Origin of the sequence: Sphingomonas sp. BK481, assembly GCF_014194875.1 — a bacterium.
GTDB lineage: Bacteria > Pseudomonadota > Alphaproteobacteria > Sphingomonadales > Sphingomonadaceae > Sphingomonas > Sphingomonas aerolata.
On the sequence record NZ_JACIAP010000012.1, the window covers coordinates 1 to 26,027 of the forward strand.

General features: G+C 62.5%; 27 protein-coding genes and 1 pseudogene. 6 read left to right on the forward strand and 22 right to left on the reverse strand.

Going from position 1 to position 26,027, the window contains the following annotated elements:
- Positions 1 to 865 precede the first annotated feature (865 nt).
- A complete protein-coding gene (locus FHY04_RS18225; RefSeq protein WP_240699133.1) occupies positions 866 to 1,102 on the reverse strand; it encodes a hypothetical protein in 237 nt (78 codons plus the stop codon).
- A gap of 125 nt (positions 1,103 to 1,227) precedes the next feature.
- Between FHY04_RS18225 and FHY04_RS18230 the strand changes: the two genes are divergently transcribed.
- A complete protein-coding gene (locus FHY04_RS18230; protein ID WP_133192325.1) occupies positions 1,228 to 1,479 on the forward strand; it encodes a hypothetical protein in 252 nt (83 codons plus the stop codon).
- On the opposite strand, the gene FHY04_RS18235 is transcribed toward FHY04_RS18230, so the two are convergent.
- The 20 genes from FHY04_RS18235 to FHY04_RS18330 form a co-directional block, all read right to left on the reverse strand.
- Positions 1,460 to 4,723, reverse strand: a complete 3,264-nt coding sequence (locus FHY04_RS18235) for a conjugal transfer protein TraG N-terminal domain-containing protein (RefSeq protein WP_133192326.1) — start codon at positions 4,721 to 4,723, stop codon at positions 1,460 to 1,462. The genes FHY04_RS18230 and FHY04_RS18235 overlap by 20 nt on opposite strands.
- A gap of 24 nt (positions 4,724 to 4,747) precedes the next feature.
- Positions 4,748 to 6,214, reverse strand: coding sequence for a conjugal transfer protein TraH (locus FHY04_RS18240; RefSeq protein ID WP_133192327.1), 1,467 nt, complete (start codon positions 6,212 to 6,214; stop codon positions 4,748 to 4,750).
- Positions 6,214 to 6,996 carry a conjugal transfer protein TraF gene (gene traF / locus FHY04_RS18245; protein ID WP_409349179.1) on the reverse strand — a complete coding sequence of 261 codons (783 nt, stop codon included), beginning with the start codon at positions 6,994 to 6,996 and terminating at the stop codon, positions 6,214 to 6,216. The genes FHY04_RS18240 and traF overlap by 1 nt, the downstream gene beginning before the upstream one ends.
- Positions 6,997 to 7,139: 143 nt before the next feature.
- Positions 7,140 to 7,547, reverse strand: coding sequence for a hypothetical protein (locus tag FHY04_RS18250; protein ID WP_133192329.1), 408 nt, complete (start codon positions 7,545 to 7,547; stop codon positions 7,140 to 7,142).
- Positions 7,544 to 9,538 carry a conjugal transfer protein TraN gene (locus FHY04_RS18255; RefSeq protein ID WP_133192330.1) on the reverse strand — a complete coding sequence of 665 codons (1,995 nt, stop codon included), beginning with the start codon at positions 9,536 to 9,538 and terminating at the stop codon, positions 7,544 to 7,546. Before FHY04_RS18255 ends, FHY04_RS18250 begins: the two co-directional genes overlap by 4 nt.
- 2 nt (positions 9,539 to 9,540) lie before the next feature.
- A complete protein-coding gene (gene trbC / locus FHY04_RS18260; RefSeq protein ID WP_133192331.1) occupies positions 9,541 to 10,284 on the reverse strand; it encodes a type-F conjugative transfer system pilin assembly protein TrbC in 744 nt (247 codons plus the stop codon).
- Between the two features lie 11 nt (positions 10,285 to 10,295).
- Entirely contained in the window at positions 10,296 to 11,309 is a 1,014-nt protein-coding gene (gene traU / locus FHY04_RS18265) for a conjugal transfer pilus assembly protein TraU (protein WP_133192332.1), read from the reverse strand.
- A complete protein-coding gene (locus FHY04_RS18270; protein WP_133192333.1) occupies positions 11,306 to 11,590 on the reverse strand; it encodes a hypothetical protein in 285 nt (94 codons plus the stop codon). The genes traU and FHY04_RS18270 overlap by 4 nt, the downstream gene beginning before the upstream one ends.
- On the reverse strand, positions 11,587 to 12,216 hold the full coding sequence (traW, locus tag FHY04_RS18275; RefSeq protein ID WP_133192334.1) for a type-F conjugative transfer system protein TraW: 630 nt from the start codon (positions 12,214 to 12,216) through the stop codon (positions 11,587 to 11,589). The genes FHY04_RS18270 and traW overlap by 4 nt, the downstream gene beginning before the upstream one ends.
- A 26-nt stretch (positions 12,217 to 12,242) precedes the next feature.
- The gene (locus FHY04_RS18280) at positions 12,243 to 12,824 is read right to left on the reverse strand and encodes a S26 family signal peptidase (RefSeq protein WP_311725525.1); all 582 of its coding nucleotides are present in this window, start codon (positions 12,822 to 12,824) and stop codon (positions 12,243 to 12,245) included.
- On the reverse strand, positions 12,814 to 13,479 hold the full coding sequence (locus FHY04_RS18285) for a TrbI F-type domain-containing protein (protein ID WP_133192335.1): 666 nt from the start codon (positions 13,477 to 13,479) through the stop codon (positions 12,814 to 12,816). The genes FHY04_RS18280 and FHY04_RS18285 overlap by 11 nt, the downstream gene beginning before the upstream one ends.
- A complete protein-coding gene (locus FHY04_RS18290; protein ID WP_183937395.1) occupies positions 13,472 to 13,867 on the reverse strand; it encodes a hypothetical protein in 396 nt (131 codons plus the stop codon). The genes FHY04_RS18285 and FHY04_RS18290 overlap by 8 nt, the downstream gene beginning before the upstream one ends.
- Positions 13,864 to 16,404 carry a type IV secretion system protein TraC gene (traC, locus tag FHY04_RS18295; protein WP_133192336.1) on the reverse strand — a complete coding sequence of 847 codons (2,541 nt, stop codon included), beginning with the start codon at positions 16,402 to 16,404 and terminating at the stop codon, positions 13,864 to 13,866. The genes FHY04_RS18290 and traC overlap by 4 nt, the downstream gene beginning before the upstream one ends.
- Before the next feature lie 4 nt (positions 16,405 to 16,408).
- Positions 16,409 to 17,206: a conjugal transfer protein gene (locus FHY04_RS18300; protein WP_133192337.1), complete on the reverse strand. Its 798-nt coding sequence runs from the start codon at positions 17,204 to 17,206 to the stop codon at positions 16,409 to 16,411.
- Positions 17,203 to 17,982, reverse strand: a complete 780-nt coding sequence (locus FHY04_RS18305) for a DsbC family protein (protein ID WP_260171623.1) — start codon at positions 17,980 to 17,982, stop codon at positions 17,203 to 17,205. The genes FHY04_RS18300 and FHY04_RS18305 overlap by 4 nt, the downstream gene beginning before the upstream one ends.
- Positions 17,983 to 18,052: 70 nt before the next feature.
- Positions 18,053 to 19,381, reverse strand: a complete 1,329-nt coding sequence (locus FHY04_RS18310; RefSeq protein WP_133192339.1) for a TraB/VirB10 family protein — start codon at positions 19,379 to 19,381, stop codon at positions 18,053 to 18,055.
- Positions 19,378 to 20,190: a type-F conjugative transfer system secretin TraK gene (locus FHY04_RS18315; RefSeq protein ID WP_133192340.1), complete on the reverse strand. Its 813-nt coding sequence runs from the start codon at positions 20,188 to 20,190 to the stop codon at positions 19,378 to 19,380. Before FHY04_RS18315 ends, FHY04_RS18310 begins: the two co-directional genes overlap by 4 nt.
- Positions 20,187 to 20,771 carry a type IV conjugative transfer system protein TraE gene (locus FHY04_RS18320; RefSeq protein WP_133192341.1) on the reverse strand — a complete coding sequence of 195 codons (585 nt, stop codon included), beginning with the start codon at positions 20,769 to 20,771 and terminating at the stop codon, positions 20,187 to 20,189. The genes FHY04_RS18315 and FHY04_RS18320 overlap by 4 nt, the downstream gene beginning before the upstream one ends.
- On the reverse strand, positions 20,772 to 21,056 hold the full coding sequence (gene traL, locus FHY04_RS18325) for a type IV conjugative transfer system protein TraL (protein ID WP_133192342.1): 285 nt from the start codon (positions 21,054 to 21,056) through the stop codon (positions 20,772 to 20,774).
- Positions 21,057 to 21,096: 40 nt separating this feature from the next.
- Complete coding sequence (locus FHY04_RS18330) at positions 21,097 to 21,351, reverse strand: hypothetical protein (protein WP_232307963.1); 255 nt, start codon at positions 21,349 to 21,351, stop codon at positions 21,097 to 21,099.
- A gap of 392 nt (positions 21,352 to 21,743) precedes the next feature.
- Between FHY04_RS18330 and FHY04_RS18335 the strand changes: the two genes are divergently transcribed.
- From FHY04_RS18335 to FHY04_RS18345, 3 genes are all read left to right on the forward strand, one after another.
- Positions 21,744 to 22,127: a hypothetical protein gene (locus FHY04_RS18335; RefSeq protein WP_133192344.1), complete on the forward strand. Its 384-nt coding sequence runs from the start codon at positions 21,744 to 21,746 to the stop codon at positions 22,125 to 22,127.
- Positions 22,128 to 22,175: 48 nt separating this feature from the next.
- Positions 22,176 to 22,583, forward strand: a complete 408-nt coding sequence (locus FHY04_RS18340; protein WP_133192345.1) for a helix-turn-helix transcriptional regulator — start codon at positions 22,176 to 22,178, stop codon at positions 22,581 to 22,583.
- A gap of 97 nt (positions 22,584 to 22,680) precedes the next feature.
- Positions 22,681 to 23,031 (forward strand): hypothetical protein, encoded by a 351-nt coding sequence (locus tag FHY04_RS18345; protein WP_133192346.1) that lies wholly within the window; start codon positions 22,681 to 22,683, stop codon positions 23,029 to 23,031.
- A 74-nt stretch (positions 23,032 to 23,105) separates the two neighbouring features.
- Here FHY04_RS18345 and FHY04_RS18350 read toward each other — a convergent pair whose 3' ends face one another.
- Positions 23,106 to 23,654, reverse strand: a complete 549-nt coding sequence (locus FHY04_RS18350) for a recombinase family protein (RefSeq protein ID WP_133192347.1) — start codon at positions 23,652 to 23,654, stop codon at positions 23,106 to 23,108.
- A 258-nt stretch (positions 23,655 to 23,912) separates the two neighbouring features.
- On the opposite strand from FHY04_RS18350, the gene FHY04_RS18355 reads away from it, so the two are divergent.
- Positions 23,913 to 25,343, forward strand: coding sequence for an IS1182 family transposase (locus FHY04_RS18355; protein WP_133192348.1), 1,431 nt, complete (start codon positions 23,913 to 23,915; stop codon positions 25,341 to 25,343).
- Between the two features lie 397 nt (positions 25,344 to 25,740).
- Positions 25,741 to 26,016: pseudogene (locus tag FHY04_RS18360) on the forward strand (integrase core domain-containing protein); the annotation flags it as partial.
- Between the last annotated feature and the right edge of the window lie 11 nt (positions 26,017 to 26,027).

Here is a 26,027-nt window from a genome sequence, read left to right on the forward strand (position 1 = left end):
CCCGTGAACCTGACCGGCCGCTACAGCGCTGGATGATAGCGCGCGGCCGGTCAGCTTCACTACCGCTGAGCTACACCACCACCCGGGACACGACCGTTCGAGACCGTTCGAACCGTTCGAAAGCCGCGACCGTCGCGCCTTTTCGCCGCTCTAGCACACTCCGACCAAATGGTTCATTTTCAGATATAGTTCGTCGATCTTATCGACGAGGACCAGGTCGCTAATATCTTGCAGCACTTTGACGCCAAGTCGCGCTTTGGCGCCTTTCGGCTCGGAAAAAGTGCGTTGACCGAAATGTCCGGACATTCTCACCTGCCCGCTGTTTGAGCGCACGGAACGCCTCCCATTGCATCAATACAAGGATCGGCTTTCCGCCCCGAGTTACGATGATCCGATCCATCCGACTCCTCTCGATCACAGCCGCCCCGTGCTGCCTTAAGTGAGAGATGTCCATCTTGACTTCACGACGTGGGTAGCGTCGCCTCGAACCAATTTGCAACATTTAGATCCCCGTTTGGCGCGGAACGATCGCGAGCACAATCTGACTACGGATTTATTCGGTTTAATCCAAGCTGGAGGCATAACTGGTGCTGCGCAGATCGGCTCTCAGCTTCTCCCATCTACGCTAAAAAACCAGACTATTATCGTTGAACGTCCTTCCACCGGCAATCCGACCCATCAGGTAATCTGCCAATATACGGACGATGAGGCTGAGACCGTCTGATTCCCTTCGTCAGAAGGTCATCCACGTTGTCGGTTGTCAGTTCTCCTGCCTCTTTCGGGACGAGGTCTTATTTTCCATTCTACTACATTGGCTTACACAATTTTCGCCAATCTACGAAATCCAACCAAGGTGAGACTGGTCTCAATTGGTTGCAAAGAGTCTCAATTGACATGAACAGTGACACCAGACGTAAGCTTTTTCGTGATCGCTGACCGGTTCGGCTTTTCCCCAGGCAACATCCTGAAACTGCCGCTGGGCAGCGCTTCTCGGTCGCCGTTCGCGCAGCCGTAGCGCCTCGTAGAAGCCGAGGTGCACCGCCAACAGCTCCTCGTATCGGGCGGCGATGCGAGGGTCCTTATCTGCCTCGTTCACCGTCATCGCGCTCCCTGTAGCGTCGAGAAGAACAAACGCGGGAAACTCCTCGCCTAGTTCAATCTGGTCTGCTACGCTTTGCAAGCGTAAATCGTGTCCGCATGGGCCGATTGGGTGCAGGAGGAGCGGCCATGTTGAACCATGATACTGGCCAGATGGACTGGCGAGATCCAAGCTCGGCTTCAACTAATAACGGCTACCTCAATCCGAACAACGTGTATGATCAAATGACACATGTGGGACGCGAGGCACTTTACGATGCACCTCGCCCCGTGACGGCCGAGCACGCCGAGGTCGAAGACAACAGGTACGCAAAAGCGTTCTTCGTGGCCATTCTAGTGTTCATGCTGGTCGCCTGTTTCATCATTCCCGGCCGTTCTTGAGCTGATATTTCTTAGGATCGACCGGGGCGCCATCCTTCCATAGCTCGTAATGGAGATGAGGACCGGTCGACCTACCTGTGGTCCCGACCCGACCTAGAACAGAGCCCGCTTCGATACTGCTTCCGACTGGAAAGGCCGAACGGTCCTGCATGTGGAAGTACTTGCTCTGCGATCCATCGCTGTGCTGTAGCACGAGGTAGTTTCCGGCCCCGCCTTCTTGAAACTCGTTCTTCATGACCCGGCCAGATGCGGGCGCTCGGATCTGGGTGCCAGCCGCAGCAGCGATATCCACCCCACGATGATGGTGACCCGGCTGCCCCGTCACCGGATCAATCCGTCCTCCCATGTTCGAGCTCAGCCGGCCCGAAATCGGTAGGATCGCGCGCTCACCCCGCGGTAGTTCATAAACGTGGCTCGTCCCCTGGCCCACGCCCAGCGTGTCGCGCGCCCAATCACGGGCGCCCTCGACGCCCGGCAGCGTCGTCGGGATCCACGCATCGTTCCGCTCACGAACATGATCGCCAAGTCGCCCAGCGGTCCCTCTGGCGTCATCGACCTGGTTCCCAACATCGAAGGCGCCGCGAGTGATCCGCGCGGACGCATTCGGTATTGCGTCAGACACCTCACCGGCGAGATCGTGGTCACGAGAGCTATCACGGACTGAGACCTCTGGTCCTTGCGCGGCAACGCCACCAGCTCGGCGTCCTCCCCACTGCTGAACACCCGCCGCGGTGGTCGACGCGGGTCCATGCAGGTTGTTGCTCAGTCGATCAGGGACGTTGACACCAAGCTCCTCACGCACTGCCGATACCCGCCGGTCCATGAAGTCGCTCAAGAGGATATCGCGAACCTGCTCCTGCTGTGGAGTGCGCGGCATGACCATGCCGGGCGTCCAGCCCGACTGTGATAGGTTGTCGTCCTGCAGAAGCCGCTCCTGCGCGTATGTGACGAACTCTTGCGTTTCGTTTCGGCTGAGCGACCAGCCTCTCGAGGACGCTTCGCGGACGTCGTTGCTGACGCGCTGAAAGGTCTCCTCGGCGCGAGTGGCTTCAAGAGAAGCGGACCGCGACTCGCCGACACTAACCCCCAGCTTTTGGGAAAGCGATCGCACTTCGCTGTCACCGCTAGTGCTAGTCTCTCGGAAGAAATCGTCACGGGCTGCTCGAGCCTGTATCGTGTTAGTTTCTCTATTTAGATACTCGTTTAGCTCGCCGTAGGCATTGTCTGCCGAGACATTGCGGTTAGTGTTCTCGATTGCTGTCGAAGCTAGTTTTCCGCTCAGGCCGGCTCTTCCGGTGACACCCCAAAGCTTCTTAAGAGCCTCAATACCAGCGCTGGCCTCCCCCGAGGTCTGTGAAGCACGAGCGACCTGTTGAGCATCAGCTTCGCTCAAGCCGAAGCGATGGCTAAGGCCAGTGGCAAGGCTGCGCGACGCATCCGTCATCTTTGCTACGCTGTTATTGAAGCCCGAGCCCGTTTCGGTCGAGCTGCCGCGGCGGTGCTCCGAGGCGGTAAGCAGATCGGTAGCTGTTGTCGCTGTCGCGTTCCACGATTGGGATGCCGAGTTACGCAACGATTCGGTGTGGGACTGCCCGTCCGAAAGAGCGCGGCTCATCTGACTGTCGAAACCGGCCGTTCGCGTGGGTTGGAAGCCGAGGCGAGATATACCCTGGGATGTGTCGAACGAGTTCGACCCGTCGGAGAAGCCATACGTCACGCCGCCATCGGCATTCGTGAAGGAGCTAGAGGCATAGCCGGAGTTGAACTTCGGCTGATCGTCAAACTTGTTGGCCTGAGTGTTTCCAGCCGTGAGGTTTTGAAACGAGGTGTTGCCGTACGAGTAATTGCCGGTCGTCCGCTCGGTCGCGGCCTGCTCGGCAGCGCTCTGTGCGGGCTGAAGCATCGACGTCGCGTGTCCCGCGATCGCCATGGCGCCGCGCGCCATGCCGCCGGCGATGAACGGCACGCTCATCATTAAAAAGCCGGCCAAAGTCGTGATGGACTCGTTCACGCTCGCCATGCCGTCGACCACAAGGAGGCTTGGCCCGTTAGGGGAGACAGCATGATACAGGCTCGCCGCCCTGCTCATGACGAACATGTGCAGGATGACGTAGAGCGGCCCCCACGAGGCGAGGTAGAAGAAGCCGGTCGCGTAGCCCTTTAGCGTCTGCACTCCGGTGCGCGGAAACAGAAAGAGCGGAAAGAGCACCGGGAACATGGCGTAGAAGACGACGGTGAGGACGATGCCGAGCAGCGGGACCCATGTCATCGCCTGCTGCGCGATCGAGGTATAGGTGTTCTTTGCCTGGGCGTCAGCGCGCTGCGCCGCATAGGCATCCCACCCGGCCTCGGAGAAGCTCTCCCGCGCCGCAAGGAAGGCGTCGATCATCGAAACCTGCCGCAAATAGCCATACGCGTCGCTGCTCGAGCCGTGCATCTGAGCCGCGACGATCGGCAGATCGTTCTTCAGGCGCTCCGCCGCGATGTCATCGGCCACGCCGGGGTAGGCGCTCTTGCTAAACCAGGGAATATCGTTGTCGTACTCGGCCTTCCACTGGTTGTTCATCCGCGAGTAGGCCTCGTTGCACGGGATAATCGAGTTCTCCGTCGTGTCGGGGCCAGTTGACGTAATCCAACGCTGGCTACGCGCCGGCGAACCAGGACCGATGTCTTCCCAGAGTTTATTGGACTTCGTAAGCTGGTTCATCGACTTGAAGCCGAGTAGTACGTCATAGAACGTGCATTGCTTCAGGTGCTCGTCGATGTTTGCGCGGAACACGCTGTTCGTCAGCTCGAAGGTGCGAGCCTTATCCATCAACCGCGCGCCGTAGATCATCCCGTTGGTCGAGAGCGCGAGCGCGTTCGGCATGACGAAAACTGTCTCGGCCGATCGAGTCAGCCAGTCGCCTGCCTGGCTGGTAAACGACGCCATGACACCGAGGCCCAGAGGCACGTTGTCGACCACGGCCGGCGCCAGCCCCGGATTGATCCGGTCCGTGACCTTGATCGTCACGGTCGGCACCATCAGCATCATGTAGATGAGGGTCGACTGGAGGAACCAGTTAAACCAAGCCCGCCAATCCAGCGAGAAGGCGACGACGAATAGCGAGTAGGTGAGCCCCATCACCATGACGACCTGCAGCATGGAGCGGTAGCCTCCGCCCCCGCACCATGCTGCGACCGCATTCAGGACGTTGACGATGTATTCGCCCCCGCCAATCGTGAAAACCTCGAGCGCGCCCATCGTCCTGGCTCCCTGCCCTGTCGCTTACCGAAGACCCTGCGAGCTTAACCCGCGTCCGAAACGGAGCGAGGCGGTCATCTGCGGGCTCATGGTGTTCTTGAGCGTGGACTCTAGGAACTGCGTTTGCTGGATCACGCGGTAGGTGTTCTGGACCTCGCCAGCCATCTTCGTGCTGCGCCGCGCAAGCTCGGTCTTCACGCTGTCGACCTGCTTGCGCCATGTCTCGAACTCGGTGGTCGAGACGTAGTTCGCGCCCTGCTGCGCCTGGGAGATCGTGTCGAGCATACGATCAAGCATCGAAATGAGGAGATCGATCGCGACCATCTCGGAGAGTGTGGCCTTGTCGCCGGAGCCGAGGCCCATGTGCGCTGCCTCGTTCACGACGAGGATCTTGTAGAGCGGGATGGAGGTCATGCCGAGCAGGTTGATCTCGTCGCCAGACAATGCCGCGTTCGAGCGAATTTTCGCGCTCATGCTATCCATCATCTTCAGGACGCGGGTACGCAGCGCCACTTCCGTTGGGATGCTGAGTTTTTCCGATCTCGGCGAAAGGCAGCCCTTGTCGTCCGTAGTGTCACACGACCAAACATCGGTCGGCGCCGATGCCGTGCCATCAAGAAGGGCTTGGTACGTGTCCCAGCTTGCAGGAGCGATGAATCGGAACCCGCCCATGCTGTCGGCCTTCTTGGTCGAATCGTAGATTATCGTGCCGACCATTGTCATTAAGAACTCGGCGTATTCCTTTGATGGTTTGGTCGCACTTTTCGCGTTGAGCGCGTACCAGGTATAGTTCTTCGACTGAACGAGCTCGGCGTCGTCGCCGCCCTTGGCAATCGTATCCTCGCGCTCACCCTTGTTGGTGCAGCCGTGACGTGCCGAGGCGGCGTCGGAGAAGAAGCCCTTGGCACCACCAACCTGCTGGCAAATCGTCGAGCTTGCGCCATCCATCTTCGGCCAGATCGAGCCGATCGCTTGCTGTGCGGCTTCGCAGCTCGACATATTGAACGCGTTGAGGGCCTGCACGCGCTGGCTCATGTCCTTCATGACACCGCCAATCTGCGCAGATATGCTGTCGATCGCGAGCTGGAAGGCGAAACCGATCGCGTTGTTCGCGGTCGCCTTCAGCGTGGCAACCATCTCGTCGGCATTGATGAAACTGAAGCTGCCGGCGAAGAGATCGATCCCGCCGCAGCCGGCGCGCGCGGAGGGCAATGCCACGCTAACCGGATTGATCGACTTCTGCGGGAAACGGCTCCAAACCGACCCGCCTGAGTAGTATCCGGCCGACTGACCGTTGAACGCAGCCGGACCGGTGACGTTCGCGGAAGAGCCAGCCGCGTTGAAGTAGCTGTTCATCTCCGATCCGACGTCGGCCATCGCCGGCTGCGAGACGAGACCAAACACCGCGAGCAGCATGGTCAGCTGCGCGAAGGTCGCCGCAGCGAGTTTCGCAAGCCGGCGCGGGGTGAAGCACTGGATCAGGCGGCGCATCAGAAGTCGCTCCCGGGTTCGACGCTGGTCAGAGTGAAAATGCGGTCCATCACCTCATCCGCGGCCATGACGCCGTAACCGATGGGCATCGGTCGCTTGGTGACAGTGTCAAAGAGGACAAGCGCCGGCACCTGGCCGCCCTGCATGCCCATGGCGCGATACTGGCCGGTGTCGACGGTGAAGTTCGGAAACGTCTTGGAGGGTCCGCCATCGAGGGAGACCGCCATCACGGTCAGTCCGAAGCGATCCGACACGCTACGCATGATCGGCCCGAACACCTCGCACGCGGCGCAGGCGGACGAGTAGAAGTAGAAGACCCCGTACCGCTTGGAGATTGAGCCCAAGACGCGGTTCTTGTCCGCCGTGCGCGTATCGAGCCATGTGCGCTTGCCCAGCTGGTTAACCGGTCGCTGCAGCGTGTAATCCAGTTCCGGATTCTGCCAGATCGAGCGGCGCCACATGTCCGCAAACGACGAGGCGCGGTTTAGCTGCTGGCGCTGGTAGCTGATGTAGGACGAGACGTTCTCCGGTGTCGGGTCGAGGATCGCCCTCGCCTTCTTCTCGTCCAGTTCCTTACCGATCGCCGCCAGCTGCTCGGCCGCGGACTGCGCGGACTGCGCGGGCTGCGCTGCCTTGCGATCGGCAGGGCTCGGCTTTGGTTTGTCGCAATAGAACCAGGTCCCGAGCTTGCGCTGCTGGCAGTAGAAAGCATCGCCCGTCTGGCTCGCGGTACGACGATCCTCCTCCTCCCGATCGCCGTCAACACCGCCCTGCCCTTGCATGGAAACGCTGTCAGGCAGATCGCCAGGCCCCTCGACGCCGGCGATCGGCTCCTCGGCATACCGGGCCTGAGCGATCGCCGCAGGCGGCACAATTGCTGCCGTCGTGAGAGACGCAACAAGAGCGAGCGTGAGTGTGGTGCGCATTATTGATCCCCGTCCTTGTCCTGGTTCCGGTCCTCGGTCGCCTTGCGGTCGAGGTACGCTTTCATCGTCGAGAGCATGTTCGGCTCATGCGCCGAGATGAGCTTGGTCATGTCGTCCGCGAGGACCCTGAACAGAGAGCCGTAGAGGCCCATCACGATCCCTGCGGTGTGCCGGCGCGGGTAGAGGGTGTCGCCACGACGCAGCACGTAGTTGGCCCTCTCGAGCCGACCTGCCGTCGGCTCGAGATCCGAGACGCCGAGCTTGCAGTCAAACCACGCGTCCAGCGTCGGCAGAAGAAAGGCCAGCGGATGCGGACCGACCCGCATCAGGGCGATCAGCAACGCGAACTCCATGACCGACATGTCGGTGAAGCGGCGATGACGGTCGAAGGGCGCCACATCGCTCATTTCGGCTTCCTCGTTTCGTAATAGTCCTTGATCCGCTGCTGGATCATGGTCGAGGTCGCGAGTTCGTCCGGAAGCTTGGCGGCGTCCGTGAACTCGGCGACGACCTCGGAGAAGTCCATCACCGACAGGTTGAGACGAGAGAACTCGTCGATCGTGAAGCCCTCGCAGGTGCCCTTCTTGGCGCTGCCCCAAGGCTTGCCGAGCTGCGGGCGGCCCTGCTCCTGCAGGATGCGGGTCAGCTTCGAGGCGAAGCAGCAATATGCATCCTTTGAAGTGACACAGATGCCAAGCACCTTGTCAGAGCAGTAGGATCCAAGCTTATGACACAGCCCCTTGTCGTCCTTCTGGTCGAGCTGCTTCTCGGCAGAGCTGCATAACCAAGGGGTCAAGAGCGGTACGCCCTTGCCCGAGCAGCAATTCGAGGCGCCGAAGATCTTCTTGTTGCAGGTCTCGCGCGTGCCCGAGAACAGCGTCAGCGTGCTTTCGTTGAACTCCGCATTGGCTTGCCCCAGGGCGTGGAGCCCGACGACCGCATCCTTGAACTCGGTCGATGCCTCGCGCTCGACGGGTTCGCAGTCTCCATTGATACAATAGACATCACTACCACAGATATACTGCTTGGCGTCGTCCTGCTTGTCAGGAAGCGGGCACTTGTAGACCTTGGTCGAAACCTTGCAGGGGCCATCTTGCGGATCATCAAGGCATTCGTCGCGGACGTAGGTGCATTTCGGATTGCCGGCCAGGCTGGCGCAATCCGAGGTTTGCGTCATGCTGGTGCATGTGTAGCTGCGTTCCCAGTTCCAACACGCGCGGGTGACCTGAACACCGTTGATCGTTCGGGTGGTCGGATCCGGATCGACACAGGTTTCACTTTTGAGCTGGCACGTCTTGCCTGACGTTGTCGCGTTGCACATCGCCTCGTTGCGACGCTCGCTGACGACCTGACCCACCGTTTCCGTCGCATAATAACGCGCCACTGCCGGAGAATCGCACTCGTAGGTGATCTCCTCGCCCTCTTCGGAGTCAGGCTCGAAGCACTTAGTGATCGTGCCTTGGCGGCAGACGTCATAAAGGACGGTGGTGCGCGACCGCTCGCGGCAGATGCCTTGAGCCACGGGCTGGGTAAACGCAGGCGTGCAGCGGCGCGAGGTGTTGTCGTTCGACGTCGGGCGACGACCGATCCAGTTCTCGCAAGTGTAGACATACTTGGTCGACCCAGGGGTCACGTCGACGACGAGCGGCGTACGGCAGACCGCTTCGCCTTCCTCGACCTTGGTGCCCGAGTTGCAAGTCGCTTCGTAATACCCCGCGCTGCCACCCGGGGGCAGAGGTTTGCAGCTGCCGTCAGTTGCCCCCATCGATTGCCCATCGAGAAAGCTGTTCGGATCCTTCTCAACATCCTGCGCCCGCGCGATCTCGCTCGGCGCGAGGGTCACCTTCACACGGTCCGGGTCGGTGACCATCTTCCAAGCATCGTTGCTGCCTACCGCGGCATTGCCGGCCGCGGTTAACCCGTCAGGGTCGTCGGCATAAGCTTCCGCTGGGTTTGCGTTCGGCGAGTAGCCCGGAACGTCGGTCAGAGGCGTCGACGTGGGCAGACTGGCGGCATTCGCGCGAGCCGGCTTGGCGAGCGCTTTCGCGTCTGCCCTGGCCTTGTCCAGGTCCCCTTTGGGGTAGACGTACGGCTGTCCCGCCATCTGCGCGGTAGGTTGCTGCGCCGCCTGCGCGCTCACGGCCGCCTGCGCATTCGTCTGGCTCGGGGCCTGGGTTACCGAAAGGGTCTTGGCTGTCGTGACATTTGCCCGGGGCGTCGGGGTGGGCGTCGGCGCGGGCGTCGCCGACTTGGGCTCGTTGAAATAGGAATAGTCGCCCATGTCGTAATAGCCGCCACCAGACTGGGACTGCGGCTGTCCGCTCGTCTGAGCATCGAGCGCGACGGGAACCGCCAGCAACGCGGCCAAACCGGCGAGGATGAGGCGGCCCCCCGTCATGGTCAGGGAGCCCGGCCGAGGTTGCCGAGCGCGGTCTTTGCGATCAGCGCGCCAGGTCCGTTCGCATCGGCGAAGGTCTCGAGCGCATAGCGAACCGTCACATTGCCGACGATGCGGTCGAAAGGTGGCGGCTCGCTGCGACAGGTGAGGCCGTCGCAAGGTGTGAAGTCCGTGGAGGTGACCACCATGGCGGGCACCGCATCGACGTTGAAGGCACGGAACAGGCGCGGATCGATACCGATCGATGCGAACTGCTGATCCTTGGTGACCACCTTCGAGAGCGCGGCGATGAAGGCCTTGCCCGAGTTGTTCGGGAAGCCGCGGAACACCACCACGCCTCCTGCCGCCGAGGTGTCCGCGATGATCTGCTTGAGCGCTTGCTCCGGCATCGATGTCGAGACGAAGACCATGAATTGCGGCGCGCTGCCGCGATTATCCTTCATGTTCGCCGAGGCCGTCTGGATCATCTCATCAAAGTCGACGGCGCCGGTCGGTCCCTTGGGAAGGGCCGCGCGATCGATCGTCCGAACCTTCTCCATCGCGACCGCGTGGACAGTCTCCGCGTCCTTGCGGAAGGCGTCGCCGCGGCGTTGGACTTCGTTGGATAGAGCCTGCGCGTCGGCCGACATCGTCTCCGAGCGAGCCCGGATTGCGTCGAGGTTCAGTCCCTCGACCGTCTGCGCGATCACGGCAGCGCCGGTGCCTAGCGTGGCGAGCGCGGCTGCGGAAAGGAGGATCTTGCGCATCGGTCCGGCCCTCACAGCATGCAGCAGTTGCGCTTGCGCCAGAGCAGGTAGCCAAAGTCCTCGCCTCCCACAGGGAACGCGCGGCCGGCATCTGGCGGCAGTGTCGATGCACCGATCGGAGAGCAGGCGTACTTCCCGCTCACGGTCGGCGTTGGGTTCGTCATCTGGATCCGGTACTGCGACTTTTTTAGGATCGGCATGATGTACTTGTTGCAGAGCGCCTTGGAGCCCGCTGTGCCCCAGGCGAGACCCTGCCGGTGCATCTTGAACAACAACCGCTCTGCGGCGAGCCGGGACGATTGAACAGGCGAATTGTGCGCAGCGACGTTCCCGTTCATCGGAAACATCGAGCCGTTGCAGCCGTCACACCAGAACATCTGATCGATCGGCAGCTTAGCGGTGGCCGCAGCACAGTCGGCCGCGCACGCCGCGACCGCGATCGGGTTGTTGAACAGCGCGACTTCGGGGTTGATGATCGTGGTCAGCGTGTCGTCGTTCCACAGCGGATCGATTTCCGTGATGTAGGCGACGTCGAACGTCGTTTGCTCGAAACAGGCAAAGTCGGTGAGGATCTCAAGCCAGTAGAGCAGCGGATAGACGTAGTAGTGAGCCTGCCAGTTCGCCGACGCTTGGGTGGAGCCCCCCCTGATCAGCGGCCCCGTGTACTGGCCTTGCCCGATGTCCAGGCCCGGGTTGAGCCGAAGACCGCCAAGGTTCGGAAAGCACCACGGCTTTGTCGTCACGTCGACGAGGCGTGCTGGCTCCCAGAAGCCGATCGCGATGCCGATGCGCGGCACCGGGCTGCCGCAGGCGCAGACCGGGAGATCGGGGTTCTTGGTATCGGGCCGCGATCCCGGCCAGATATGCAAGCCACCGACCGACAGCGGGAACAGGCACGACCAGCAGACGTCGGTAATCGGATTGACGAACTTGCCGGTGCAGTTCGATGGGACTGCGCTCGCCGGCGCCGGCAACAAGGCGAACGCCGCGATGACGCTGAGGAAGGCGAGCAAGCGCCGGATCATGCGGCGTCACCAGCTTCGTGCGCCGCACCGAGTTGATCGAGATAGGCGTTGTCCGCTCGGTTCTTGGCGGTCGCATAGACCGGCACAAGGATGACGAGCATGACGAGTAACGCGGCTGCGATCCCCCCTGCCCCCACGCCAATCGCGCTACGCAACGGCGCCAACGCGAGGATGGTCAGCATCAACAGCGCCGACGAAGCGAGGATCGTCAACCGCATGCTCTTGAGCGAGCGTGTCTCGGGCGCCGCCATCGGCGTCCGAAGCATGTCGAGCCACATCATGACGCGCCTCCCGGCAACTCGATTTCGCTGACCCGCATCGCCTGGCCTTCTGGCGCGACGATCGCGGGGACGTGGGTGATGCCGAAGTGACCTGTCAGCTTGCCTTGCTGGTCGAAGAAGAAGCGGCGCTTCTTCTCGCCCATGCGCTCGAAAGGCGACCCGGCGACGAAGATGATCTTGGCAGCCGTCGCGCTCCAGCGCTTAAGCGCCCAGTCGACTTGCGCATCGTCGCGGCCGTCGATGAAGACGAGGTCCGTCTTGAGCGAAACGAATGCGAGCGGATTTACCCGTGTGCCGGCCGCCGCGACGAGGTTGCCCTTCACGTCCCGCAAATCCCGATCGAGCACGATCGAGGGATCGAAGGTCCAGCTCTTCGCCTCGCGAACCGGCATGATGCCACTTACGGCCAGTGGATTACGGACGCGGTTCTCGGCGTTCGCGCGCATCGTCGCCTGCATGCGCTCGATTCCTCCGTTCGCCTGCAGTGCCTTGAGACGGCCGTCGATCGTCGTCAGGAGGTCAGGCTCGGCGATACCCCAGGTCTGACCCATCACGCCGTGATCACGGGCTAGCGCGCCCTGGACGAGCGGCCATGAAGAGCTCGCGACCAACGCGGAGGCGAACATGCTCGCAGCGAGGAGGCGACGCGAGCTCACAGGATCGGCGTCCCGGTTCCGATCACCTGGTTCGCGCAGGCGAAGCCAATCTCGGCATAACGGCTGTCGAACCCGTCGGGATGGGGAGTGCCCACATAGTAGCAGCCACGCGGCACGCGGCCGACCGGTCCCGGGGTGAGCGGCTCGCCGGTGCGGGTGAACGGCTTCATATGGGCAACGCGGATGCCATCAACATAGACGTCAGATCCCCGGTGCTCGACGAGCGCACCCGGCATGCCGATGACTCGCTTTCCGAACGGGCCGGAGTCCGGTCCAAAATGGCGCCGCACGAGCGGGTTCGCGGGCGGTGCGAAGAAGACGTAGTCGTCTTTCGCGGGTGTATGGTGGAGGTGGACGAAGAAGGCCCAGTTCGGGAGGCTATCGCTGGCGTTGATGAGGAAGGCGTTGTGCTTCTGCCAGTCCGAGATGGTGTTGTAGGAAGCCCAGGCGACAGCCATCAGCGCGACCGCGCTCCACTGCCGCACGCGCTTGGTGAAGAGCACGCGGCGCGCCAGCGCGTCGGGGCGGACGGCCCTCTCCGACGGGATCGGGCCGAGAGAGGTGGCGTTACTGGCCACCGGCCTGTCCCGTGACGGAGGGCGCGATCGCGGCGTCGAGCCCGGAGCCCTGTGGCGGCGATGCGAACGGCGATGCGGCCGGCGCGATCGGCGCGGCTACCCCGGAGGCTGATGGGGTAACCGCGCCGACCGAGGGACCAGCCGGCGGGGCTGCGGAGGCCACGGGAAGCGGGACCTTCGCATAGACCGCACGGCGGATCTGATCGGTGATGTCTGGGACGTTCTTGGAAAGGATGGCCTCGCCGACGAGCACCGTCGTACCCGAGGCCCCTATCTTCTGCAGCTCCTGGTCAAGCGTGCCCATGAAAGCGCGAGTTTGCGCCGCTACGGCGTCGGGTTGGCCATTGCTGTGGCTCTGCGCCTGAACATACTCGCTGACGATCGCCTCGAGCCTGACGCTCGCCATCGGCACTGCAGCAGCGGGACTGGCGATATGCTTCGTGACCCAAGCACCCCAGAGCAGCATGGCAATCGCGATCGCTGCCATGGCCCAGGTGATCGGAGGCAGGCCTTCGGCTTTCTTCGTCGCCGGCGGTGTTGCAAGAGGCGGCTTGCGCGCGCTCGGCACGTCGAGGCCGGGACGATCGAGCATCTCGCTGGGTGATGTCGGATGAGCGGCCGCGGCCGGCGTGGGCTTGTCGAGGACGTCAACCATGACGAGGGCCTTTCGAGGAAACGAGGATCGCGAAGAGCAGCTGCCAGCGCAGCAGCGCGATGACCCCGAAGATGAGGAGGGCAACGATGCGCAGCTCGCCGACGAACGTCGCGCGCCGCGCGGCGTCAGCCGCAACGAAGTGCGACCCCAAATTGGCGACCTGGGAGAAGAAGCCGAGCGGGGTGAAATTGCCCAGCATCAAGAAGAACAGCACGGTGACGCCCAGCGCGGCCAGCGTCGTCATGGCGAGCCAGCCCGAGAACCGCAGCGCGATGTAGCTGGTGTCGGCGATCGCCCGGCGTAGGTCGCGCTGCCAGCGGACTGTCCTGTCCCGGCCGCTTGCGACATGCCAGTCGCTGTCGAAGCCGAACTCGTTGGTGGCGGTCACTCCGCAGCCTCCAGATACTGTTCCGGAAACGCGACGCGCTCGATCGCCTCGTCCATCGAGAAGCCTTGCTCGATCAGGTGCTCGATCGCGGCGAACGTCTGCGGGCTAGAGGAGTAGAGCGTGGCCGAATATTTATCGAGGACGAGCCGGCCTACCGCCTGGCTGTCCGGCCCCTTGATCATGATGTCCGAATATTCAGCCCCATTTCGCTTCAGCGATCGCAGAAGGCTTTCGGTATAGGGGTCCATGTCGAACCGGCCGTGCTTCTGGAAGTCCGAGATCGTGTCGGGCTTCTGCATTAAGATGACCGACCAGTCGCTGTTCTCCAGCGCCGCAAGGCTGCCCTCCGACTTGTAGTAGTCGTTCAGGCTCTGCGTGGCCGTGATGAGCGAGGCGCCGTACTTGCGGCACGTACGGCTGTACGTCTCGACGAAATCGGCCATCGATCCGCCGCGCAGCATCTGCCACGCCTCGTCGATCAAGAGCGCCTTGGGGATCTGGCGATCCATGCGGCGCATCGTCTGGCTCGACATGAACATGATCGCGGTGAGAACGACCGAGCGCAGCTCCTCGCGACTGGCCAGGTCGGACAGCTCGAAAACGGTGAGCGCGTTGGACATATCGACCGACGCCTCGCCGACGAAGAACTGGCCGTAGGTGCCCTCAGACGAGAACGGAAACATGGCGATGGCGAGATCGGTGCCTTGCGGGCTACCGTCAGTGCGCAGCTCCTGCACCACGTCATCGACGCTACCGCCGCGACCCTTTGCCTCCCACACCCGGTTTACCGCCCGGTCAATCAAGCCGCGCTCGGTGTCATTGAGCTTGTCGATATGACGGCCCATCTGCCCGATGATCGACTTAAGCATCGCAAGCGCGTCGACGAGATAGTCCTCGTCCTGAGCCACAAGCGCCTCGTCGATCATCGAGAAGGGATTGAGACTGAAGCCGTCGCGAAGGCGGAACTCGACGAAATTGCCGCCGAGGCTCTTGGCCATGTGTTCGAAGGAGCGACCGTCGTCGATGACGATGATCTTCGCACCTACGCCGGCGAAGGCGGCGCACAGCTCCTGCAGCGCGACCGACTTGCCCGAGCCGGATTTGCCGAACACCGCCACATTGTGGTTGCCCGCCTTGTTCTCGAAGGGCGACCAGAAGAAGGGCTGCCCTCGCCGCCCGACGAACATCAGGTGCGGCAGGTGGCCGCCCAGATACTCACCCTGGATGGGGAGCATATTCGCAGTCGTGCTGGTGAGCATCGTGCGCAGGCGCTTCATGCGCTTCAGGTCGCTGTCGATGCCGTTGCCCAACGTCATCGGCAGGCATGACATGAACGCCATGATCTGAAGGAAACGCTCGTCGAGCAGATCCCATCCTGCCGCCTTGTACATCGACTTGACGGTGCGCTCGTTGGCGTCGCCCTGCCCTTTCGGGCTGATGATGCCGACCGAATAATAGGCCTGAACGAGCTTCTTGCCGAGGCGAAGCTCCTGCGTCACGTGCTCCCACTCACGGCTCTGATCCTTGAGCTGCGGGAGAAGTCGCGCCGACTTGGAGTCAGCGAGGCTCGAGGTGCGCATGAATTTATAGCCGGCCTTGGAGGATGCGGCCTGCTCGTCCTGGTAGCATAGGCAGAGCGACGTGAGCGTCGGACACCCCGGGCGCAGCTTGTCGGAGAACATGTCGCCGATCAGCTTCTGGACGTCCCACGGCGCCCAGCGGTTCGGCAGGTTGCGGACCGAGAAGAAGCGATAGTCGAACGTGTCCGGACGGATCTCCTCGTAGGCTGTCTCACCCGACAGATTGGTGACCGCGCGAAGCGGCTCGACCGAGACGAGCAGCCGGTCCGCCTGCACCACGGTTTGCACGTCCCGACGCATGCATTGATCGGCGATTGGATCGAGCTCGGAATACTCGAGGACCTCTTCCGCCACGTTGAACGCGGGAGCGGTGATGTCATCGATCAGCGAGATGAGGTCGACCGGCTTCATCCTCACCGAGGGCATATCGATCGACTGAAGGGTCGAGACGATGCCGTCCCGTACGCCGACAAGCTCCTCGGGCGTCGCTTTGCCGCTCGCGATCGAGACCGAGAGGAAGATGCGGTGATTGCGGACGTGGAAGGGACCATCCTTCGACATCGATACCCACGCGCCTTGGCGCAGGAACGCTGAACGATGCTCCGCGATCTTGCGGTGGACGCCGCCCGCCTTGAAACGCGGCAGTGCATATTGCGCAATCAGCTTGCCGACGCGCGGGCTCTGGAACGCGAGGATCTGGACCCGCGCGTTTGATGGGATGCTTTCGGAGAGAAGCTGAGCCAGGATCTCGCCGGTTCGCTCGTCTGCACCCATGAGAGGCGCGAGCTCGAGTGCGAAGCCGATGGAGTTCGTCTGGTAGAAGATATCGTGTCGAGCGTCGTAGCTGCGGTACGGCAGCCAATTCGAGAGCATCGGCGCGTCAAAGGCGGGCGTACCCTCGTCCGTCCCACGCGTGTCGCCGAGCATCCGGGCGATAAACCCCCTTTTGGCTGCCATGGGATCAGTCCTCCACGTTCGGGCTGAAGCGCGCAGGCCGATTGGTCGGCGACGAGGAAGCGATCCGCTGCCCTGCGGGCGCTGCCGCTGCGACGGTCGTCGAGGGTGTCGGCACCGGCGCGGGCGTCTTGGTCGCGGCAAGAGGGCGACCTGTCTTTGCTTTGGCTCGCGCGGCCGCGACCGCACCGACGGTTGGTGCGGTCGATCCGGCAAGGGGCACCGCCGGCGCATCCGCGACCAGGCGCTCGGCGGTCGCCTGCTCGTTCGCGGTCACGGCGTCGATCGGCGCGCCCAGCTGCGACAGGATATCGGGGCTGACGTTCAGTGTGGTCGAGGCAGCGAGGCCCGGTCCATGCCCGTTGGTCGCCGCCACCCATTGGCCGGTGTCGACCACCGCCTGGACGACGCTCGTCTCATGGTAACGTCCAGCGCCGTCGGTGTGCGCGGGGAAGACGATGCGCAGGACCTTCTGCGGCCCGACCCCGACCGGCCCGGCCGCCGCGATCGCGACACTTTGCGGAGCGGGTCGCACCGGCCCCTGCTGATATTGCACCGCCGGCCGGAAGCTAGTGTCGCCGGTGATCTCGGCCAGCGCCTTGTCGTCGATGACGGTCGCTGGCGCACAGCTTCCCCCTGCAGGCGCGCCGCAGCCGAACTTGCCCGAAATGTTCGTACCGAACGTCGTGCAACTGGTCATGCCGAGCCCGGCGACGGCGAGAGCGATCCCCGTCAGCAGACGATTGCGACGGGTCCGCGGCGCAGGCACCGGGCCTGCCGGCAGGTAGATGACATCGCTCTTCACGACCTCGCTCCCTTCAACCATGCTTCGAGCTGAGGCTTCGGCTTGAAGCCCTCCATCACCGCGCCGTCCGAGCGGACGATGACCGGCGTACCGTTGAGGCCATGTGCCTTGGCGAACGCCTCGTTCTCATCGAGCCCGCTGGTGTCGCACTTGGGACCCGTGCGGATCTCGTCCTGCGCATAGGCGGCACGAACCGCCGCATGCTTGTCGCGCGCGCACAGCACGAGATCTGCAACCTCGCGGCTCCCCAGTACCGAGATCGGGCGCTCGATCACGGTGACGTTCATCGACTCGAGCGACTGGCTGAGCGCCCGGCAGTATCCGCAATGGAAGTCGGAGAAGACGGTCACCGTCTGGGCGCCCGAGCCCCAGACGATCGCGCCCTTCTTCGACAGCACTGATAGGTCGAGGCGCTGCGGCGACGCCGCCTGGGTCACGCGCGTGCTCGCGCCCACCGACGCCGGCGGTGCGTCGGGCGCATCGGCCGCGCTATTCGCCTTCGCGGAGCCGCCAACAAGCATGTCGGGGTTGAGCGCGAGCAACCGCGCCGCGGTCAGGTCTTGGCGCGTCTGCATGTCGTAGACGCGGCCGATGACAAGGAAACGAGCCGACTTGTCGACGTAGAAGAGGTTCGACCCGGCGACGACCTCGCACAAGCCTTCCACCTTGGAGCAGTCGACCGAAGTCACCTGCGTTTTAGGCAGCCTCTTGGCCAGCGCCGCCTTGACGATTTCGCCGTCGGGAGCCGCCGCGCTTCCGGTGAGAAGCGCCGCCATGGCCGCGAGGGACAACGATCCCAAACCCTGCATCATAACTCTTCCGCCTTTCCGACCTAGTCGAGGCCGCTCAGTTCTGGATGAAGACGCCCTCGAGGAAGACGATCTCGACATCGATGCCGGTGGGCATCTCGATTACCGGTTGGTATTGCTCGGCACGCTCGATCAGATACTTGCTGACCATGTCGCCGGCTTCCGCGACACCGTTGCCGATGCCGCCGGTTGCGAGCTCGCCAGCGCCGAGCATCTGACGCTTCCCGTTCACCGTGATGTTCGAGCCGAGCAGCGACGAGTTGGCGTTGGCTGCGAAACCGCGGCCGATGCCGCCCGCAACGCCGGCAAGGAACGCCTGACCGACCAGGCCACCCTCGCGGCTGACGACCCGGCCGCGCACGCCGGTCTTGCCGGCGAAGCTGATGAAGCCCTTCACGTCCGACACGGCATAGCGGCCGTTTGACTGCGGGCAGGTCATCCGCTGCAGCTTCACATAGACCTTCTCGGATGAGAGATCGCCGCGCGCCGCGCCGTTGATGAGGCAGCCCTCGATCCGTGTCGTGAGCAGCTTGCCGTCCCGATAGACCGAGCGTGCCGGTCCGGTGATGCGCAGCACGACGGGCAGAGGATCGGACTGCGACTGGACACCCGCAGAAGCGTCGACGCCGACGATGACCTTCGCCTTGGCGATGGAGTTGGGCGGCAGGTAGTTCGGGCTGTCGGTATAGCTAGTGGTGCCACCGGAAATCCGGGTGGCGGTGCCGGTGGGACCACCCTCGAACGAGACGAGCTTGATCTGGCGCGAAGCGACCGCAGCCGCAGCCGCCTCCCCTGCCGTCATCGGACCCGCTGCTCCACCGGGAGTGCGGAAGTTCGGCTGCCCGGCTCCGTACATCTGGGTCGGGATCGGCGCTGGTGCAGGCGTGGTGGAACGGTCGGAAATCTGTTTGCGCAGCTGGTCGTTCTCCTGCTGGTAGGCGCTCATGACCCGTTGGCCATCGGAGGCCATTGACTGGTTCTGGCCCTGCAGCGCCGCGACCTGTTCCTGAAGCGCGCGCATCTGCGCCGCCTGGCCATCGACCGACTTCAGCTGATTGTTGATGGACTGCATCTGCGCCTCGGAAGAGGCCTGCCACTCGCGCTGAGACATGTTGCGGTTGACCATGTCGTCGGTCGCGATCGTCACGTCCTTGCCGTCGGTCTGCGCGATCGTGGCCTTGCCTGACGGCTTGAGGATGTACCAACCTCCGAACAGCACGATGAAGCCGGCGATGATCGACAACCACATCGTCTGCTTTTTCCGAACGGCCTCATTGCCGGCCATCATGCCGGTGTCGTCGCCCTCCTCGGGCTCAGCATCGAGCTGCTTGGCCTTGTTGCGATTGAAGATGTCCCTGAGGCTCATGGCCGCACTCCGTTGGCGAGGCCCGAAGGCGTGACGATGTAGACGGTGGTGGCTTCACCGGGCTTGAGGTCAGGGTGCGGCACCGAGACCGCGATCGCGTTAGACGGCGCAATCGTCCCCTCACCGAGCGATACCGGCGCCTTGCCGGTGTTCTGGATCCGCAGGACCCGGCCTGCGATCTGCGCGCCGCGGTATTCTGAGATCATCTGCACCTTGAGAGCGCCGATCATTACGGCCGCCATCGACGCGGGCCGGATCTCGAAGCCATCGAGATTGGCATTCTCGTACATCGCCTGGACGAGGTTCGCGGATGCCTCCTGCGGGGTCGGCGCCGCGGAAGCGACCTGCGTCTGCTTCTCGGTTTCGACGTCCTTGTTCTCGACAAAGACCTGCTGTGCGTCGTCGCCGGCGAGGCGGCAGGAGAACTTGTAAACGTAGCCTTTTGCCGTTGTGCCGAAGAAGGAGACCGTCGCGCGGGAGTAGCCTTCAGGCACCGAGACGTAGATATCGCCGCGGTTGGGCTCATTGACGACGGTGAAGTCCTCGCTGTCGACGCCGGTGGTGAGCTTGGAGACGCTGGCAAAGCGATCGTCCTTGAGGCTGACGCGAGTCAGCCCCGACTTGGACATTGTGCAGGCGACCTCGCTGTTGTCGCGCGCCAGCACGTGCTCGTCTGCGAAAGCTGGCGCCGCGAGCGCAACCCCACCAACCACGATCATGCACCCGCCGATCAATCGCGACAGATGGCACCACCGACTGGTGACCGCTCCTCCAGCGCCGATAAGACCGTATGCAAGCAGAGGGCTCATGACGCGTCTCCGAGTGCGGCGCCGTCCTTGTCGGCCTTGCTCACCATCCCGAAGCCCTTCAGCTGCAGGGAGAGGCCGCGATACGCCCAGTAAAAACGAAAGATCTTCGGCTCGGCGGTGACCGACTTCGAACCGACGACAGTGTGGAGTGTCCCACTCACCTCAGAGGTCAGACCCTCGGGGTCGACCTTCATGCCGGTGAGGGTGAAATACTGGCTGATCGTCGAGCCATTCTGCTCATTGACGATCTTCATGAGATCACGCTTGAGCGCGCCGTGGCTCTCGGGCGTGGCGATCGCGAGTATCGAGTCCATCCAATACTGGAGGTTCTCCGGCGATCGATTGAGCGTCATCAACGCGGTGTCGCGCGTGACCATCTCGAGATAATCCTTGCTGACCCCGCTCGAGGAGAGCGTCAGCGGTGTGCGCACGATCGGCTGCAGCACGATTTCCCGGTCGCGTGTCGCGCCCACCAGGAAGAGCAGGACGACAAGGCCCGCCAGCACGAGCGCGACGATGCCGAGCATGTTGCGTTGCTTGATGACCCGCTGCGACTGCGCGAGGCCGACACTGTAATCCATTTAGCCCACCATCACGCGAAGGTGAGAGGGCGGCGTCGCTTTAAGCCCGGTAAAGCTCGACGGGAGATGCCAGTAGGCCATGTGGAGAATCCACGACGAGGCCTTCCCGGCTTTGAGTTTCCGAAACCCCCACCACCCGAGCAACGAGACCACCAACCCGATCACGACGTGCTGCGATAGGATGCCCCAGATGAAGGGGATCGCCATCGCGAGGAACTCGTCCAGCGTCCAGAAGCCGATCAGCTCCGGGTCGTCGAGATGCGAGGGGATGGAATACCGGTCCATAAGCTAAGCCGCCCTCCCAGCGGTTGATTCCAGCCGCGCCTCAGATCGTCGCAGTGACGGTCGAGGTGACGATCGGAATGCCGGTGCCGGCGCCGACGCCGACCGCGACGGGAACGGCCACCTGGCCGAGGCTGAAGCGACCCGACGCGAGCGCGACGATGCCGCCGGCGAGGCTCATCACGGTGATAATCTTGCCGCCCGAGCCCTCGAGGAAGTCCGTGAACTTCGTCAGAGCGGTATTGAACGTCGTATCGGTGCCGGCGAAGGCCGCCGACGCGCCCAGAACCATCACCATGGCGATGATTGCCAGACCGAGAAGGACGGCGTTGGTACGACCCTCCTTCGGCATCGCAAGTGCAGACATGCTCTTTCCCCTTGATAGACGAAGCGAATTGCTGCGCCGCTGATAAAAAAAACGAAATCGTAACACTTGAACAGAGGAAAAAAGTTACCTTGTCTGTGACAGCGATTGTAACACTGTTGTTCGCAGTTGCGGTGCTCAGGGAGATCGATCCGGATCGGTGCGACCGGACGCGCAGGCCCCTACAGGATAAAAAAATTACCCTGTTTACTTGCGATCGCCTTTGTGAAGGATGGGCGAGTGAGCTGCATCCGCCGACAACCGGCGCTTGGGGCTATTGCTGATCGGGTATGGCCTATCCCCTGGGGGAAGGAATATGGTCGCCTATGTCCCAGGTGATCTACACATTCACGTTCGATAAGTCGGTTTTCCGGCTCGCGAGTCACGCCATTCGTATCCACTCGCATCACACGCTCGCGTTCGAGAGCGTGTCCGCTACCGCACTGAAAGGGATGGAGATTTTCCTCTGTGCAGAGAATCCGAAAGCGTTGGTAGAGGAGGCTCAGGAGCTCGATCTACCGGGCGATGTCCGGGTCACGCTGCGCATTCCGCTCAGCCAAAAACCGATGTTCCAGCAAGCGCGTGACCTAGCCATGCAGTACACCGATCATCCAGTCCCAACTCGGCTCGCCTTCGTAATAGCACTGCTCGCCGTATTTCATGGAACATTTAAGGATTGTTCATATCTTCCCGTCGCCGAGCCTGATTGACAAATCCTCGGAATACTGGAGTATTGCGACCGGTGAGGGGGTCGCACCATGTACCACCAAGGCAAGGCATTCGCCGTCAGCGCTGACAGACAACGGGGTTTTCTCACGCTGTTCCGAGAGGAATGGCGGCGTCGCGGCCTGACCAACCCAGAAGTGGCGAATCGTCTCGGGCGAAGCCTCAGCCTCGTCGTGAAGATCAAGGCGGGAAGAACGCCGTTAACCGGCCACCTGATCGATCAACTCGCCGAGATCCTCGAAATCGACGTGATCCGAGCTTTCTTCGCCGTCGATATCCTCAACGAGCCGATGATCTATTTCGACCCCGTCTTTCTTCAATCGTTGAACAAGACGATGACCCTCTACGAAGGCATGCTGACCGACTATCGTGCCCAGCAGGATCCTACTTACGTTGCTCGCGGCGGGGCGGGCGCCAGTCTCGACACCCACGCGCAGTGAGCCGCGCGTTGATCGCCGTGCAGCCCGGCCCAGCCTTGCTTCGGTATGCAGCAGCCGTATTGCGTCGCGCCTGACCCTGGCAGAATGTCGTCGCCCTATGACGAACGACGATCAGCCTCTAAAACGCAGCACCCGATCTATGCGACTGAAGAAGGAGCGCGAGGACCAGGCTGGTTATCGCCGCTCGACGATCGCGTTGTCTCCGATTGCTGTTGCAATCGCGGAACGCCTCCAGCAGCGGCTTCAGCTCCCTTCTCGCGAAGCGGTCATCAATGCCGTTCTCGAGCGGATCGAGAGCGATCGCTACATCAAGTACGAATTTCTCGGTTCCGAGGGCTTCAGATCCCCTCCAGCGGCGCACCTCACGAAGGGACACGCCTCAACGATCGCAGATCTCGACCAGGATACGGAAGCCGATGCAGCAGCCGACCCTGTGTCAGCCCGGTAGTGGCCGGGACGGGGTTCGCGTCCATAGGACGATCTCACGTTACTAGCCGCCGCGAACCCAGACGCGACCGGCAGTCACTTCCCAGGAAAATGGCGGTAAAAGGTCGAGAGCGAGACGCCGATCGCCCCGGCGATCTCACGCGGCGTCATCTGCGTTTTCAACAAGCTCTCGGCCGCATTTCTACGATCATCGGTCATGACGGACTTTCGACCGCCGAATCGCCCTCGACGCCGGGCTACCTCAAGCGCCGCTGTGGTGCGCTCCTTGACCAGTTCACGCTCCATCTGCGCCATGGCGGCGAGGATGTTGAACACCAACCGACCGGCTGTGCCAGACGTATCAATCCCGTCCGTGATCGATCGCAAGCCTATGCCCTTCTCCTCGAGCTCGGCGGCCAGGTCGACCAGACCCTTCATGGTGCGACCGAGGCGATCCAACTTCCAGACGACCAGGACGTCGCCGGCCCGCGCGTAGCTGATGGCCTCGAGCAACCCGGGCCGACTAATCTTCGCGCCGCTCGCCTTGTCCGAGAACGACCGCTCGCAGCCGGCCTTGGCCAGCGCGTCCAGCTGCATCGTCAGATCCTGCTCAGCTGTCGACACGCGCGCGTACCCAATCAGCATCGATTTTTCTCAAAACTCATCGACAAGGCCCATAGATCGGGATTACAATTGGCGATGGGTTTTGAGAAGTCACATTCCGAAGCGGACCTCTCAGCCGATCGCGCCGGTGACGCGATTCCCACAGGGGGTCGTCAAAACAGGTCGTGGCTGTTGAAAAAGTCTAAGCTGCCGACGTGGACTGTCTCGATCAGGTTCACAGACCGTGCGAAAACTCGCTGGGTGATTCCACAAGGTTGCTGACGGGCGTATGCTGTAATCATGGCATATATCGAGGGTCATGCGCGCGACCAGGCGCTGCTGCTGCCGGCATCGGTAGAGGATTATGTGGCAGCGGATAGTCCGGTTCGGTTCATCGACGCGTTCGTTGATGACCTCGATCTGGGCGAGGCCGGTTTTCATCGGTCGCGGCCGAAGGCGACGGGTCGCCCAGGCTATGACCCGGGCGACATGCTCAAGCTGTACCTGTACGGCTATCTCAACCGGGTGCGGTCGAGCCGACGGCTGGAAGCCGAGGCGGCACGTAACCTCGAGCTGATCTGGCTGCTGCGTGGGCTTCGGCCAGACTACAAGACCATCGCTGACTTTCGGCGCGACAACCGGAGCGCCTTCAAGGCAGTGTTCCGCGCCTTCGTCGTCCTATGCCGCAAGCTCGACCTGTTCGGGCGCGAGCTGCTGGCGGTGGACGGCACGCGGCTGAAGGCGGTGAACAACCCGGCACGCAACTTCTCCCGTGACAAGCTGGCCAGGTATATTGCCGCGGCCGACGAGCGGCTTGAGGGGTATATTGCCGAGATGGACGCCATCGACCGCGGCGAGGATGGCCATGCGCCTGGCCGCAGCGGGGCACTGGCCGCGAAGATCGCCAGGGTGCGCGAGCGGCGTCAGGCCCAGGAGGCGATGCTGCACGAGCTGAACGCCAGCGGCGAGAGCCAGATATCGCTAACCGACCCCGATGCGCGCGCGATGGTCACGGGTCGAAAGACCACGGTCGGCTACAACGCGCAGGTAGCGGTGGATGCGAAACACAAGCTGATCGTCGAGCAGCACGTTACCAACGCCGGCACCGACATGGGTCTGCTGGCACCCACTGCTGGGGCGGCGAAAGACGCGCTAGGCGTCGAGCAGATCGATGTGGTCGCCGACATGGGCTATTACAAAGGCGAGGACATCGAAGCATGCGAGGCGAATGGTATCACGCCCTTCGTCGCCCGGCCGAGACGGGGCAGCGCCATCGCCAATGGCCGTTTCTCCAAGGATCTCTTTCGCTACGATGCCGAGGCGGACGCGTACCACTGCCCGGGTGGCCGGACCCTCGACATCAGCTATCGCGCGGTGACGCGCGGCCACGCCAACATCCAATATTCCAACCCCGCCGCCTGTTCGGACTGCGCAATCAAGTTGAACTGTACCAGCAGTCGCTGGCGGCGCATCAACCGTTGGGAAAACGAGGCGGTGCTGGACCGCATGGCGGCGCGCTTGGTTGCGCGCCCTGATATTCTTGCCGTTCGCCGCGAGACGGTCGAACACCCGTTCGGCTCGATCAAGCAATGGATGAACCAGGGCGCATTCCTGATGCGCGGGCTGGAGAAGGTTCGCGCCGAGTTCAGTCTGACCGCGCTCGCCTACAATCTAAGAAGAGCCATTACCCTCATCGGCGTGCCGGGGTTGATCAGGGCCGTACCGGCCTGATCAAGCTCGCCAAATCTGCTGCGCAGCGCTCAATGGCTTCCCCTTGAAGCCACCACAGCGCCACCAGAGCGCCACCACGGCAGTAACTCAAAAATATTTGCCCCCAGCTCCACCGTTTAACAAAAGACGTCCGTGCTCATGTGACGGCGAGTTCTCGCACGGTCTGGTTCAATTTGCGGGAAGAGCGGGATCGGCGGAGACATAGTCTCACGGCTCCGGCAGGCGTAGGGATGAGCTTGGTCATGGTCGGTCGGCCTCCAAAGTGTTGTATCGACGATATCTTTTAAATACCTGCTGGCCGGCCATGGCTTACCCTGATTTAGCCTAGGGCCGCTTCGCGGCCTTGTCTCCATCAGGGCCATAGCTACTCCCGAACAAGCCTTTCCCGATGTGCTACGGACCGGAGTTCATCTTGAAGGCACTGGACCGCTGGGCGTACGAGAACGGCGCGACGCTCGACGTTAGCCGGCCGGGCAAGCCGACCGACAATGCCTTCGTGGAGACGTTCAACGATCGCCTGCGCGATGAGTGCTTAAACGTCCGCTGGTTCCTGTGGCTGGCCGACGCTCGCGCCATGATCTAGGCGTGGCGAAAGGACTATAATGAGAGCCGTCATCACGCATCGCTTGGCTGGATGACGCCGGTCGAGTATGATGCCGCGGCGGCCGAATGAACGCCGGAAAC

What these genes read in the sequence shown, in the direction of transcription:
- FHY04_RS18310 (WP_133192339.1), bottom strand. Translation starts at nt 19,381, where the DNA reads ATGAGCCTCAGGGACATCTTCAATCGCAACAAGGCCAAGCAGCTCGAT.
- trbC (WP_133192331.1), bottom strand. Translation starts at nt 10,284, where the DNA reads ATGCGCAAGATCCTCCTTTCCGCAGCCGCGCTCGCCACGCTAGGCACC.
- FHY04_RS18330 (WP_232307963.1), bottom strand. Translation starts at nt 21,351, where the DNA reads ATGGTGATGGTTCTGGGCGCGTCGGCGGCCTTCGCCGGCACCGATACG.
- FHY04_RS18255 (WP_133192330.1), bottom strand. Translation starts at nt 9,538, where the DNA reads ATGACGGGGGGCCGCCTCATCCTCGCCGGTTTGGCCGCGTTGCTGGCG.
- FHY04_RS18235 (WP_133192326.1), bottom strand. Translation starts at nt 4,723, where the DNA reads ATGGGCGCGCTCGAGGTTTTCACGATTGGCGGGGGCGAATACATCGTC.
- traC (WP_133192336.1), bottom strand. Translation starts at nt 16,404, where the DNA reads ATGGCAGCCAAAAGGGGGTTTATCGCCCGGATGCTCGGCGACACGCGT.
- traF (WP_409349179.1), bottom strand. Translation starts at nt 6,996, where the DNA reads ATGCAAGGGCAGGGCGGTGTTGACGGCGATCGGGAGGAGGAGGATCGT.
- FHY04_RS18315 (WP_133192340.1), bottom strand. Translation starts at nt 20,190, where the DNA reads ATGAGCCCTCTGCTTGCATACGGTCTTATCGGCGCTGGAGGAGCGGTC.
- FHY04_RS18350 (WP_133192347.1), bottom strand. Translation starts at nt 23,654, where the DNA reads ATGCTGATTGGGTACGCGCGCGTGTCGACAGCTGAGCAGGATCTGACG.
- FHY04_RS18230 (WP_133192325.1), top strand. Translation starts at nt 1,228, where the DNA reads ATGTTGAACCATGATACTGGCCAGATGGACTGGCGAGATCCAAGCTCG.
- FHY04_RS18320 (WP_133192341.1), bottom strand. Translation starts at nt 20,771, where the DNA reads ATGGATTACAGTGTCGGCCTCGCGCAGTCGCAGCGGGTCATCAAGCAA.
- FHY04_RS18340 (WP_133192345.1), top strand. Translation starts at nt 22,176, where the DNA reads ATGTACCACCAAGGCAAGGCATTCGCCGTCAGCGCTGACAGACAACGG.
- traW (WP_133192334.1), bottom strand. Translation starts at nt 12,216, where the DNA reads ATGTTCGCCTCCGCGTTGGTCGCGAGCTCTTCATGGCCGCTCGTCCAG.
- FHY04_RS18285 (WP_133192335.1), bottom strand. Translation starts at nt 13,479, where the DNA reads ATGGTTGACGTCCTCGACAAGCCCACGCCGGCCGCGGCCGCTCATCCG.
- FHY04_RS18225 (WP_240699133.1), bottom strand. Translation starts at nt 1,102, where the DNA reads ATGACGGTGAACGAGGCAGATAAGGACCCTCGCATCGCCGCCCGATAC.
- traU (WP_133192332.1), bottom strand. Translation starts at nt 11,309, where the DNA reads ATGATCCGGCGCTTGCTCGCCTTCCTCAGCGTCATCGCGGCGTTCGCC.
- FHY04_RS18240 (WP_133192327.1), bottom strand. Translation starts at nt 6,214, where the DNA reads ATGCGCCGCCTGATCCAGTGCTTCACCCCGCGCCGGCTTGCGAAACTC.
- FHY04_RS18270 (WP_133192333.1), bottom strand. Translation starts at nt 11,590, where the DNA reads ATGATGTGGCTCGACATGCTTCGGACGCCGATGGCGGCGCCCGAGACA.
- FHY04_RS18250 (WP_133192329.1), bottom strand. Translation starts at nt 7,547, where the DNA reads ATGAGCGATGTGGCGCCCTTCGACCGTCATCGCCGCTTCACCGACATG.
- traL (WP_133192342.1), bottom strand. Translation starts at nt 21,056, where the DNA reads ATGGACCGGTATTCCATCCCCTCGCATCTCGACGACCCGGAGCTGATC.
- FHY04_RS18305 (WP_260171623.1), bottom strand. Translation starts at nt 17,982, where the DNA reads ATGGCGGCGCTTCTCACCGGAAGCGCGGCGGCTCCCGACGGCGAAATC.
- FHY04_RS18335 (WP_133192344.1), top strand. Translation starts at nt 21,744, where the DNA reads ATGTCCCAGGTGATCTACACATTCACGTTCGATAAGTCGGTTTTCCGG.
- FHY04_RS18355 (WP_133192348.1), top strand. Translation starts at nt 23,913, where the DNA reads ATGGCATATATCGAGGGTCATGCGCGCGACCAGGCGCTGCTGCTGCCG.
- FHY04_RS18345 (WP_133192346.1), top strand. Translation starts at nt 22,681, where the DNA reads ATGACGAACGACGATCAGCCTCTAAAACGCAGCACCCGATCTATGCGA.